9 protein-coding genes are annotated in these 13295 nt (G+C 44.1%); all 9 read right to left on the reverse strand.

Annotated elements, in window-relative coordinates; translation table 11 throughout:
* Positions 1-1342 precede the first annotated feature (1342 nt).
* Positions 1343-2698, reverse strand: coding sequence for an ATP-binding protein (locus B3157_RS08850; protein ID WP_292590148.1), 1356 nt, complete (start codon positions 2696-2698; stop codon positions 1343-1345).
* 119 nt (positions 2699-2817) lie between these two features.
* Complete coding sequence (locus B3157_RS08855) at positions 2818-3240, reverse strand: hypothetical protein (protein ID WP_292590149.1); 423 nt, start codon at positions 3238-3240, stop codon at positions 2818-2820.
* Positions 3195-4745, reverse strand: a complete 1551-nt coding sequence (locus B3157_RS08860) for a tetratricopeptide repeat protein (protein ID WP_292590150.1) — start codon at positions 4743-4745, stop codon at positions 3195-3197. Before B3157_RS08860 ends, B3157_RS08855 begins: the two co-directional genes overlap by 46 nt.
* A gap of 209 nt (positions 4746-4954) precedes the next feature.
* Positions 4955-5458 (reverse strand): DUF6414 family protein, encoded by a 504-nt coding sequence (locus tag B3157_RS08865; protein WP_292590151.1) that lies wholly within the window; start codon positions 5456-5458, stop codon positions 4955-4957.
* Positions 5410-5856, reverse strand: a complete 447-nt coding sequence (locus tag B3157_RS08870; RefSeq protein WP_099829292.1) for a DUF6414 family protein — start codon at positions 5854-5856, stop codon at positions 5410-5412. Before B3157_RS08870 ends, B3157_RS08865 begins: the two co-directional genes overlap by 49 nt.
* Before the next feature lie 19 nt (positions 5857-5875).
* The gene (locus B3157_RS08875) at positions 5876-8908 is read right to left on the reverse strand and encodes a type I restriction endonuclease subunit R (protein WP_292590152.1); all 3033 of its coding nucleotides are present in this window, start codon (positions 8906-8908) and stop codon (positions 5876-5878) included.
* Positions 8908-10212, reverse strand: coding sequence for a restriction endonuclease subunit S (locus B3157_RS08880; protein ID WP_292590153.1), 1305 nt, complete (start codon positions 10210-10212; stop codon positions 8908-8910). Before B3157_RS08880 ends, B3157_RS08875 begins: the two co-directional genes overlap by 1 nt.
* Positions 10209-12254 carry a type I restriction-modification system subunit M gene (locus B3157_RS08885; RefSeq protein WP_292590155.1) on the reverse strand — a complete coding sequence of 682 codons (2046 nt, stop codon included), beginning with the start codon at positions 12252-12254 and terminating at the stop codon, positions 10209-10211. Before B3157_RS08885 ends, B3157_RS08880 begins: the two co-directional genes overlap by 4 nt.
* A gap of 511 nt (positions 12255-12765) precedes the next feature.
* Positions 12766-13008, reverse strand: coding sequence for a hypothetical protein (locus B3157_RS08890; protein ID WP_289059016.1), 243 nt, complete (start codon positions 13006-13008; stop codon positions 12766-12768).
* Positions 13009-13295: the final 287 nt, after the last annotated feature.

Here is a 13295-nt window from a genome sequence, read left to right on the forward strand (position 1 = left end):
ACACTATTGAAAGGTTTGAATCACCTGAACATGGCCGCTTGATCGGAGAAGTCACCAAAAAGCAGAAGGATATCTATGCCAAACTGGGTGTGGAATCTCCCTCGATATAATTTCCGGGAATGCAGGATATTAGCTGTATCTCTTTGATACTGCTCTCTCCCTTTCACCACCAAGAATCACGGAAGAAGAACGCAGTCAGAAAAATGAGAATTCAATGTCCTGGCAGTAGCAACCGCAACTGAAACAAAAACAGCAGCTTCTCTCAAAGCTTCTAGAAGCCATCTAAGCAGATAAAATTATGTAATGAGAAAAACGGAGTCTGTCACGAATTTCACGCAGATTTCTCGAATTCCAAGGCGTTGCCTCCTAGCCTGTTTCTGCTTTCGATTTCTCAACTATCTCCTTGTAGTGTTCGCGGCAACAAAAATGTAGTCTGACGCGTTTATTTATGTAAGTCCGCAGGCAGCATGGTTTTCAATTGTGCGGACAGTGTCCCCACAATTTGAGGATAAAGCCGGTAAAAACGCAGATAACGATAGAGCTGGCGGCGATTGCAATTACTCACATAGCAGTGAAAAATGGAGTCTGACCCTATTTATTTTTAAGCCTCGCGTCCAGCGATGTTTCTCGGCGCCTTGGGTCTTATTTCAGCAGTGACTGGCTCTTCACTTGCCTTCTCGCGAGCTCAGCGAACGTCTCGACAATGCTCTTTCTCGCTTGATGTTATCCAAGGACGGGTCCATGATCCGGGACGAGTCACGAAGGAGGGTTCTCCACAGAGAACAGCGGGTTCTTGTTCTTAAGCGAATAGCGGCTCTCAGGGCGAGATCCCGTGCAGACCCATCACGGGATGACGGAGTGGGGATATTACGGGATGACACTGAACAGAGGCCCCAAACAGGCGCATATTGGAGCAAGCTTTTCAGGGCAGGCTTACTGGTGATGAAGTAAGGAGTCTGTACGAGTGACATGGGATGATAGCCTTCTCTTGCATCACGTCATTCTGAGATGATCCTGCTCAGAATCTCGCTCTTCTCGTGAGTGAGCTAACTCTCGATAATGCTCTTTCTCAACGATTGATCTTATCTTATCGGTCTTCCCGAAGGACGGTGGACCGTCGACGTACAACGTTGTTTTCATGTGAACCATGTTGGCATATTCTCTTTGAATGGGGGTGTCCCCGTAGGCGTAGAGGAGAAAGGCTGTGCATAATTTCTCTTTTCCGTCCTTAGAAACACTCTCACAGACTTTTACCTTCGATTTCTCATTCAGTGTGAAAAATGGAGTCTGACCCTATTTATTACATGGTTGCGCTCATCGAGCTTGTATCTTTCCGATGGTTTCATTTCAACACTTCCCAATAGCCTTTTTTTGTTGCCCCTACATGGCGTATGCGATTCTGTTCTTTGAGCTTTCTCAGATGATATTTTATACCATCCTCGCTCAATGCCAGTTCTTGTGCCAGTTGACGACGGGTAATAGATGGTTTCTCCCTTAGCAAGAGAACGATTTTTTCTTGGGTAGTTTCTTGGGTAGTTTCTTGGGTAGCACTACCCTTGCTACTTACTTTTCCCCGCATTGTATCCAGATAATTATCGGAAAATGGGAATTCCACCCAGAGATCATGTCCTTCCAGTTGAATACTGGGAGGCGGCGAATCCGAACTACGGCAAGCTGAGAATATTCGTTCAATCCCCCGACCCCAGGATTCAATTTCCCCGGAGCGGAAAAAAGCGTTTGCCACATCCGGATTATAGGGATGGGATGCATGTGCGCCCAATAATGTTTTCAAACTCCACCCTTCAGGCAGTACTGCAGGATTCCAGATTTTCAGTTTGTTCTCATAGACCCGAATCTGTATTGGCGCAGGCACTGAATAATCCCTATGAACCAGCGCATTAAGTATGGCCTCGCGCAACGCCTCGTAAGGTACTGGGAACCGCTCGATTCTCTGAAGACCTTCATAGATGATGGCGGCTTTCATGTATTTGGTTCGAAGTAGATCAATTACTGTATGTGCCTGTGAAAAAAGAGAGCCGTGAATTTCATCATGATAGGCAAGTTCAGACTCTGAAACAAAAAAGCCAATTTTGATAAAAGCCCCGGTGATAAACCGATCAGGATCTTCATGGAAGAGCAGTACAGCCGATCGTTTCAGGTATGAGCCTTCAGTTAATTTAAGCTTTTCAAGCAGCTCCGGATCTGCTGCCGATAAATCCGCATCACTTAAGCGTCCGCTGACGGTAGCCAGCTCACGAAATTTTTTGAGGCTCACCAAAGACAAATCATTTATTGCAACCCCTGGCAGGGGTACAGAATCCCATGTGCGTCCCTGTTTCTGTAGCAGAAAACGATCCAGCGCGGCGCCTTTGATTTCCTGCAGGGTACTGCCGCTACGAATGTAGTAATGACCCCGATAGCTAATCGGGTTGGTGTAGGCAGGCACATTAACTTCCAGCAATTCTGCTCCTTCTTCAGCAAGCAGGTTTACTTCGACAATTATTCCCAAAAGATCACGGATTTTATTGGGTAATTCCTCCATCAGCTTTGCACTTTCAGCAACACCGACTGCCTCACCTCGATCATTTTTGCCGATGATCAGAGTGCCTCCATGAGAATTGGCAAAACCACAGACCCAGCGCAGATAATCATCACGCCAGGATTCTTTAAATTCAACAGCTTGGTTTTCCTTGCTCATGTATTGATCTCCTTGTTTTGATGGTTTTTCATTATATCTCAACTTATGCACTCGATTTTAGCAAAAAAAAGGAATCCCTATTTGTCCTGATAACGCAGGCCATAAAAGCTGCGTCGCAACTAATTTCCCGAATTATCGATGCAGCTCAAAACGTACCTCTCCACTTCTGCAAAGTACTGTCTGACCCATTGACTGAATTGATGCACTGCTATTCCAGTTGCTAGAAAGCTGTTGTAATACTTTGAACACAAACTACACTCACCCAGCGTCATTGCATAGAAGGCTATCCTGATATAGGAGCTACAGAACGAAACGTGATTACCTATTTCTGTAATTTGACGATCCGCTTCAGCGAGATACTTTCTCGATTTCTCAATGAGCTTATTCTGAATGGAACTCCCTCTTTGATGATCGATTGTAGCTAATACCTCATCAACAAGATTCAGCTTGGCCTCTACAGATAAGAGAACTGCGTCGTTATCGTCAAGTTCTTGTATTAGGTCTTCCATATGATCAACGACTTTGTCAAATATCCGGGCCATTCAGCCTGATTCATCTCTTTCTGAAAGAATCGTGCAGCAAACAATCTGTTGTTCTCCCATTGCCACCTCTCATAGACGAAAGGTTCACCGAGACTTAGAACTTTCCGATCAATAGAATCAATAGAGTCGCGAAAAAACGAGCACAGCTCACCGTATATTTGTCTGAAAGGCTCAATGAGATTTGAATCTGCTAATCGGGTAAGTATGTAGAATAGTTCTTTGTTCAACTCGAATAGTTTTTCAAATGGCAACATACTAATTTCTTCCCATTTCTGCCTAACTGCATACAAAAGTGTCAATAGTTGAGTCAAGTTATCATGAACGTCTGGCATAGTTACCGTTAACGAATTGATTGTCAGCATTGGCGTGATTGGGCTCAGATCGTACACAGCTTTTAGTGTTGAAACAAGCATAATCAGTTGACTCTTTTTCGGAAGACTTGGAATAACATCTATTAGGATCGCCGCAATTGAATCAAGAATCAGGCTTCTGTTTCCTATTTGTCTTCCATAGACCATTTGGTAGCTGAAGAATCTTGCTTTGTCATAAATGCCTCCGTTTGAGAATTCAGTTTTGAATTTCTCAAACGTCCATGAAGCTTTCTCAAGTTCCCCGTTTCTGACATAAAGGTCTATGAGGTTTTGAAACGCAATGCTCTTGATCCTTTTCTTAACCTTATCCCCAGCTGAAAAAAGCGCTTTCTCATAGTACCTCATGGCTTCGAGATCATTCCCTCTCATATACTTCAACCTTCCCAAGTTATTGATAACTACGGTGCCTGCCTTGTCTTCGTTTTCTTTTAATGCCTCGCTCAGCAGATCAGACGCTTCTTCTAGGTTTCCTTTGCTTTCAGCCAGCAGAGAAGAAGAAATAAGGAATGATGTCTTGAGTTCTGGGTAATGAGAGATATCCATTTTTGAAAGAATCAACTCGGCTCCCTTGATATTTCCAGCTAAGCAGAACAGCTGTGCTTTGATAATGTTGAGCCTCGTCCTTTCCGAATCGAAAAGAGAAAAGCTTTCGATTCTCTTATAGACTCTATAGGCACCGTGTAGATCATCATTGTCCAGCAAATAGCTTGCAAGAATATGGAGATACTCGATTTTGAAAGGTACAGATAAGCCAAAAAAGATCTTTTTGTCAGGAAAGTTTTGACCCTCGTTAAAATCCAGAGCTTCATACTTCCGTTTAGTCCATCTCAGCAGACAATTCTCTGGGAAGATCATGTATTCTCTAAATAATAGGCCAATGAATGCAATAACAGCTGCGGAAGAATAACCAAGAACTGTGAAAATGAGATTCTTCTTGAAGAAAACCACTGTTGCCAGACAAATAAGCACGGAGAATAAGATTCTCAAGAGGACTCTCCAGTTGACCAGCCACCGAAATTTCTCATTAGTTACTCCAGTCACAATCGCAAATACGATCAGGAAAAGTGAGAGCAATGAGATTCTCAACATATCTCCAGAAACCAGTGCCTCAATGTAATCATTTACCTGATTCACGCCCTTAACTCCTTCACAGTGATTTACCGCTCTTGCTTCATCTCATAACACACTGTATTATTGCTTCACAGTACAGTTGATAACTCCCTAAGTGCCTATTCCTGCTGCTATGGCCATTGCTGAGTACTAACCATCTCATGTTCTATTTTTAATCTCCCATTGGCGCTTACTCAAAAAACTCTCAACCCCTAGTATGAGAATGCCCTTTCTCAAATGTAAACCGCAATTGGTAGAACTACGACAAGTGGTGCGTCAATTTCATCTTTCAGGCCAGGAATTTTAAACCCATTCTTTGCTAACTCCTCAAAGGATCGCAGAAATCCTTGAATCATTTGCTCGTCAAGTAAGCCAAAAAACGTTGAAGATTCCAATGTTTTGATGTGCCCTTCATCAATCTTCTTCACAACTTTACCTAGTAGTCTGTAGTTCCCTTTCTGAACAATCTCCCTTGAACCGCTTCTCAGAAGATCTTTGGACAGGAGGGATATTGCTTTATGACCTTCTAGATTCTTGAAGTCTATGAGATAAAACCTTGATTCTGATTTGTCAATGTCACCGACAAATGAGTTCAAAATGTCCGTTATTTGCTTGATGGGGACCTGTTTCTCACTCATATTTGGTTTGATCAATGGCGCAAATATTTCTATTACATGCAAAAATCTCTCTATAGAAGAGGAAATCGGATTTGGTGAGAAATTTCCGATGATCTCCACAAAGCTACCTTCTGTAAGAGCATTCCAGTCCTCAATAGTTTCGATTCTTCTAATATCTGACTTTTAATTAGCTTCGTTCTCACTTTGTTGAACAGTGAGCCAGGCGTTTGAACTCTTTCAGACTGGCTTTCGGAACTCAAAGCCTTGCTTTTTGACAAGCCTCCGCTGGCAGAGATATCTACAAATGGCAATACTTTAGATAGCGAAATCCCGACACTGCCTTCCCTTTCAGAAAGCTCTCCACTTGTGATCTTGATTTTTTCACTGAGAGATAATCCATTATCAAGAGTTGCAAGGATGTCAAGCATGATTTCTGCATCAAGATAGACTGGAACGACAATGTCCGTTGGTTCCAAAATCCCTGAGGCATCTTCAGATGCCTTTCTCTTTCTGAACATAAATTACCTCCTGAGCTAATTAGTGATCCTGTTTTTCACTGGTTGCATCACTCACAGTCTCCTTTTTTGACTTCAAGTATCTGTCAAACAGGAAGTCAAGGAGCGTGCTGGCAAAGTCTTGGTCGTCGTTTATCTTCTTGTAGAATTTGATATTCGAGTCGATCATGTCCTGGATTATGTCGTTGGCGATGTTGTCAAATGTAAGTCTGGCACTGGAAGGGGGATTTACCTGCACGCTGTTTCTGAGCGCTTCGTTCTTCTCCAGTCTTTCTTGAAGTTGACTGAGGAATACTTTGTCTTCTTCGGTGAATTCGGTGCCGAATCTCTCATTCAAATCTTCTATGATTTTGGATAGAAGTTCTTGTTCGTTGACAAATGTCCCTGTTTCAGCACTACCATTTGTAGGCTTCAACTCGCCCGGACCTCTTTCCAACTGGATTTTACCTTTTGAGGTCTTCTGAATTCGCAGAGACTCCATATCTATATCCTCAAGCACTTCCAAGGGGAGCTGCCCTCTGGGAATTGGAAGTCTTCTTAGAAGGAATCTCGCAAAGTGATACAGCTTCTCCAGTCCCGGATCGGAGAAAGTGATGATTCTGGAAAGGAAAGAGTATAGATGAACGAATCGAGTAAGTGTCTTACGAAAGTCAAGCTTGACATCTTCCTCAACCTCTTCAAAACTCGATATTACAGGCTTGAGGCAATTATAGTAATCAGAGTGTTTTGACTTCTCAGAAAAATAGACTTCTGCAAATCTGTCCACGTCATCTTGACTGTATAGCTGAAATTGCTCCAAAACTGTCTCCAGATCGTACAAAGTGTCGGGATCGGTTCCTTCAGTGAGCAATGTCTTTTCATAGTATGGCTGGAAAGACTTTTCGATTTCTTCGGCTTCATTCACGAAATCAAGAATCATAGTATCTCTCTTGTCAGGGTGAATTCTGTTTAGCCGGCTTAGTGTTTGAACCGCATGTACCCCGTTAAGTCTCTTATCGACATACATTGTATGCAGAAGCGGTTGGTCAAAGCCTGTCAGAAACTTATTTGCAACTATCAGGAATCGATACTTGTCGGTGTTGAACTCCCCAGCCGTTTGTGATTCAGAGAAGCCGTTCATTTTCGCTTCGGTGTATTCCATACCACCGTCACGAACAGTCCCTGAAAATGCGACGAGAGCCTTTATCGTGTCGTAGCCCTTCTCCTTCACGTATCTATCGAATGCCTGACGATATCTTACAGCGTGGAGCCTTGAGCTCGTCACGATCATTGCCTTAGCTCGACCTTTGATTCTGTCCATAGTGAATTGCCTGAAGTGCTCAATGATTATCTCTATCTTCTTCGAGATAGTGTATTCGCTTTCTCTGACGAATTTCTGCAGAAGGTAAGAGGCTTTGGCCTTTTCGAACTGCGGATCCTCTTCGATCTTCTTGAGCAGTCTGAAATAGGTCTTGAAGGTCGTGTAATTCTCGAGAACATCCATTATAAAGCCTTCCTCTATCGCCTGTCTCATGGAATATAGACTGAAAGGTTCGAATTTGCCGTCGGCTCTTTTGACCCCGAATGTCTCAAGGGTTTTGTTCTTTGGAGTTGCCGTGAATGCGAAGTAGCTCACATTCGGCAGTCTTCCTCTCTTCTTCATCTGGTCAGTTATCTTGTCTTCGAGATCTTCTGATTCAACTCCGTCTCTAATCTCTGCTTCCTCAAGAGTCTCCACCGCGAGAACCTCGTTCATGTCCCTGACGGTTTCACCACTCTGAGAGGAGTGAGCTTCATCTATTATTACTGCGAATCTATCACTCTTCAGTTCCCCTATCTGATCCACAATGACAGGGAACTTCTGAAGGGTCGTGACAATTATGTCTCTTCCGTTTTCGAGCGCCTCCCGTAACTGACGAGAAGTCTTGTCAATGTTCTCAAGCTTTCCCTTCACATCTTCGAACTGCCCTATAGTGTTCTGAAGCTGTCTATCTAAGACTCTTCTGTCGGTTACCACTATCACAGAATCAAAGAGCCTTCTATCATCAACGTGTAAATTGGAAAGATGGTAGGCTAGCCAGGCTATCGTGAAGCTTTTGCCGCTGCCTGCGCTGTGTTGCACTAGGTAACTGTTCCCAGTTCCGCTAGCTTTCGAATCCTCTATTAAGCGGTGAACTGCATCTAGCTGATGGTATCTGGGGAAGATCATTGCCTTCTTTCCGGTTGGCCTTCCATCTTCATCTAGAATATCTATTACCTGAATGAAGTTCTGTATGAGGTCGAGTATCCCGTCTCTCGACCAGACCTCTTCCCAGAGATAAGAAGTGGCATATTTGTTGTAGCCAGAAGGGGGATTTCCAGCACCGGTGCCATCACCCCTGTTGAAAGGGAGAAAACGTGTCGCGCCCTTCTTCAACTCAGTCGTCATGTAAACCAGTTCGGGATCAACGGCAAAATGGGCGAGGCACCTGCCAAATGTGAACAGCGGTTCGACGGGGTCGCGATCTTTTTTGTACTGGCGCATAGCATCTTCAACAGTCTGACCGGTAAGATGGTTCTTCAACTCGGCAGTGAACACCGGAAGGCCGTTGAGAAATACCGCCATATCCAGACTGTTTTCATTTTTCATGCTGTATTTCAGCTGTCTCACTACCGAGAAGATGTTAGCTCTGTACAGCTCTTGAAGGGTCTCGTTCATGCCGGTTACTGGCTTGTAAAAAGCGAGTTTGAAGTGCGAGCCGAGAGACTTAATCCCTTTTCGAAGGACATGGAGTGTTCCATAATCGTCCACGGCTTTCTTTACTCGTTGGAGAAGGCTATCCTTGGCCTTATTACCAGCCGCTTTCTGGTATTTCTCCCATTCTTTTGGCTGGGTGGCATAAATGAACTGGAGAAGATCGGAGGGGATAAGGCAGAGTTCCTTCTCATATTCATCCGGTCTCCGGCTTGAGAAACCGCCGCTGACGAAAGCCGTCTGCTTTGCCTTCTGACCGTATAGCGATTCGACAGGAGCTTCCTTCAGCAAAGAGTTTTCAATAGCCTCTTCAAAGCTCTTCTCGTCGTAAGTCTTGCTCACTACGGTACCTCCTCCCGAACGTCAATCTTGCCCGTAACGGCCGCTGTGATAAGAGCGGAGCGATATTCCTTCAGAAGCTCTATGCTTTTTTCGATCTTTGAGATGAAGGAGTCGAGTTTGGAAGTCACATTGTCAAGAAAAACTGAGATTCTTCGTTGCTCAGCATAGCCGCAATTGGGAATAATCAACTCATGCACATGCTCTCTGCTCAGACCTGGCACTCCAGTATCCATAGAGACACTATCCAGGTCAAGGACCTGCAATAGGTAGAAAAGCCACTTCATATGAGAATCTGTGCAACTCTTATCGATATAATAGGTTGTATCTATTGCAAATACAGGTTTATCACTGTAATTAACCTTTCCGAAAGAACCTTTTCTACCAAGTACAACAACAGGTGCAGAAGTGTTGGCACACGAATTCATACCGACAGGGCCGTTTGATCCGTAGACTAGAAAATCTCCATCATTGCGTAGCTCTGAAGGAAGTGAACTACCATATTTCATTCTGGCCGTATGCTTAAATCTGACTAAATCCCACTCTTGTGGCATCTTGCCAACCCATTCGATCCCCGAGTCTTTCATGGGAGCGTTGGGATCGAGACCTTTAGTCACTGCTCGCGATATTATCACCGCGCGCTTTTCTTTCAGGAGTTCAATAAGTCGCTGCTTCTTAGTGATTAGGGAATCTACTCTCTTTAGCGTTTCATCCAGAAAGCCCACTATTTGACTTTGTTCTTCAGGTTTAGGTAGGGCTACAGGATAGTTGTTGATGAAGTCAACTGTTATCCTCTTCTGACCAGCAGCTCCGTGCATTATTTTGCTTCCAGTTTCTCTAAAAGCTTTGGAAATCGAAACATAAAAAAGGTACCTAGAGTCAGACCGTTCATTTGGCCTTAGTACAAACAATTCGGTTGTACCAAATCCTATACCGTTTACAAGATCTGAGGCTATTGCTCCTTTATAGTTTTCAAAGCAAGGAGTTATCTTCGCTACGATCAGATCACCTTCTGCGAAATACGTATAACCTTGCTTAACATCCAAGAGTTTCTTCGCTTCTGCTCCGGAAATCCCCCCGTATTCTCCAATAGATTCCATTGGAACAAAACTCACTTCCAGATCATCTGGAAGATGATTCTTTTCAGTCTTTGAAGGATTTATCTTTGCAAGTTCTTTCAGTCTATATACTCTCCAGTTGGTCGGTATCTCACCGATCCATTCAACTCCCGAGTCTTTGTAACGAGGGTATCTCTTCCAGCGTTTCGGAGCGATCTTTTCAAGGTCCTTTGTGATCTCCTCGCTCATTCGATCACATCCTTAAGAAGATCGAGAATCTCTCTTTCCACTTCGTTGAGGTCGGCCTGTATCTCTTCAAGGGATCTGGGAGGTTTGTACTCGTAGAAGTATCTGTTGAAGTTTATTTCATAGCCCACTTTGCCTGTCTTGCCGTCTTTAGGGTCTTTTATCTTCTTGTTTATCCAGGCGTCGGGCACGAAGGGTTTTACCTCTCTTTCAAAGTATTTCTGTATATCTTCTCCAAGTGGGACTGTCTCTGTATCTCTAAGCTCGGAGTCCGGTTCGGGTTTACCCTTTGAATCGAGACAAATGTCAGCCATTTCGTCCCTCTCTGAGAGCGCGTCAAGTATCGCTTTTCTTAGCTGGGCGTTGAGCTTAACTGTCGAGCTCTCGAATGCTTTGTCAAGATCGGTTTCGAAGTCGGCCTTATTCCTATAAAGACGTTGAGGAAGTGTTCTTAGGACTCTCTTTATCTCTTTTTGCTGTTCCTTTCCTTGAGTCTCTTCGAGAGAGACTTGTTCGGCGTTTTTCTTCTTTCTGCTCTTGGCAAGGTTAACAAAGGCCGTCTGATCATCCAGTCTTGAAATGCGCTCATCATTTGCAAGGAAGTTAAGTCTCAGAGGTCTTTCAATCGTTATCTTCCTGAAGCCGAAGTATTCGTTATGGAAGATCTTCGACTGCTCCTCGTTCTTGAAGTCGTTATACAGCTCGGTTATCTTGCGTATATGTTCTTCCGTGAGCTCTCTACGTTTGTTGCCGAGGCTTTTTCTCATGGGAGACCAGAGAGAGGTAGCGTCTATTAGCTGCACTTTCCCTTTTCGCTTCTCTTCTTTATTGTTGGTAATAAGCCATATGTATGTAGCTATTCCTGTGTTATAGAAGAGTTGTTCTGGCATCGCGATGATCGCTTCAAGCCAGTCATTCTCTATTATCCAGCGCCTTATTTCGCTCTCTCCGCTTCCGGCGTCGCCCGTAAAAAGAGGTGAACCATTCATGATTATTGCTATGCGGCTTCCACCTTCTTCAATGGGGCGCATCTTTGAGATCATGTGCTGAAGGAAGAGAAGTTGTCCATCGCTTTTTCGCGGAAGTCCGGCCGAGAATCGACCGGCGGTTCCTCTTGAGGCTTCGTATCTTACGGTCTTTTCGTCCTGACTCCAGTCTTTGCCATAAGGCGGATTGGCAAGTATTATGTCGAATCTGTCGTTCGGGAACTTGTCTTTGGATAGTGTCGATTCATCTCTTATATTTTCGGCATCTCTCCCATCAACACTCTTTATTAGCATATCTGACTTACAGAGGGCATAGGTTTCAGGGTTGACCTCCTGACCGTAGAGATAGACCTCCGTTTCCGCATTTATTTCCATGATTCTTTCCTTGGCGATCGAGAGCATTCCACCGGATCCACAGCAAGGGTCGTATATCGTTCTCACAATGTGATTTTTCTCGCGGATCTCCTTGTCGTTGTTCACCGAGAGATTGACCATAACTTTAATGACTTCTCTAGGGGTGAAATGTTCCCCGGGGTTTTCGTTGAGCGCTTCGTTGAATCTGCGGATGAGGTCCTCAAATACATAGCCCATTGTAAGATTGTCAACTTTGTCGGGATGAAGATCTAGATGGCTGTCGTTGAATCTTTGCATAACAAGATACAAAAGACCAGATTGATCGAGCTTTTCAATAGTTCTGAAGAAGTCGAATTTCTCCATTATTTCCCTAACATTTGGACTGAAGGAGTTTATGTAGGCAGTCAGATTATCTCTCAGATTTTGAGCGTCATCCAGAAGGGTTCTAAATGTGTAGCGAGATGTATTATAAAAAGCATAGCCCGAAGCCTTTCTCAGCTGGGGATCTCGATTTTCTATACCCTTTTCGCTTAGCTTCTTTGACGTCTCGAGAACATCTTTCTTTGTGCCTTCAAGAACAGAATCCAAGCGCTTTAGCGTGGTGAATGGAAGAATGACATCCTGATACTTCCCTCGCTTGAAGACATCTCTTATTAGGTCAGCTATACTCCAGATGAAGTTGGATATTTCGTTGAAGTTGGTCATGTTATCCTCCGTTGATTCATTGTGATGGATCGGTACCAATGTATTGTTATCTATACCCTAACGGTTCGCTTTCTGCGTCTGTTTTATCCGAAACTTTTCTCTGAAATACTTCAGAGAAATGGATTACTTATCTTCGCTTTACAATTTCTCAATCTGCCTCTTGAATCACTATCTGAATACCTGAACCTTAGAAAACCGCTCTCGCTTCCTGTGCTCGTTCTTCGCATGTGTGTTGTTTACAGTATATGTCTATTCGGCTGCTCCTTGCGACGTGTGTAATGGACGTAACTGCCAGAAGTAGAGCTCAGAGTTGCGAAGTTGATCAGATTGCGTCTGTTGACTATTATATTCATTGTTACAAAGAAAACCAAATGCAATGGTTTACGTATCAAAAAAACCCCGGTCATTTCCGGGGTTTCTCATGGCTTTTGTGTGTGTTCTTAAGATTTCAGAACAGTCTTAGTCAATTTCGCAACAAAGGCTGTTCTTTCATTTCCGATCGAACGCACAGCTACTTCACCAACACCTTCATCGCAGTCTTCCAAAGTCCCTTGTTCAGGAACATGACGACGAGGTCGATCAAGACATCCAGGATGAAGTCGAAGAATTCTGGGTCTATCTTCCATTCTTCATCTGGAAGCGCGTCCTTTATCATCTGTTTCACTTTCTCTTTCTTCTCAGCCCCGTTTCCGGGGGATTCGACGTAGCTAGCGAAAATTGTGATTAGGGATATTAACTCTCTTATCCAATTCAAATGGATTACCTCCTTGTAGATAGTAGTTCTGGCGCTTCGCGCCTAGGTTCTTCGTTCCGACGCTACGCGTCCATGTTCTTGGTTAAGAGCAAGGATCATACTCTGCGCTTCGCGCCTAAGTTCCTCGTTCCGACGCTACGCGTCCATGTTCCTGGTTAAGAGCAAAGATCATACTCTGCGCTTCGCGCCTAGGTTCCTCGTTCCGACGCTACGCGTCCATGTTCCTGGTTAAGAGCAAGGATCATACTCTGCGCTTCGCGCCTAGGTTCCTCGTTCCGGAGCTAGGA

It is taken from the genome of Mesotoga sp. UBA5557, assembly GCF_002425715.1.
Taxonomy (GTDB): Bacteria; Thermotogota; Thermotogae; order Petrotogales; family Kosmotogaceae; genus Mesotoga.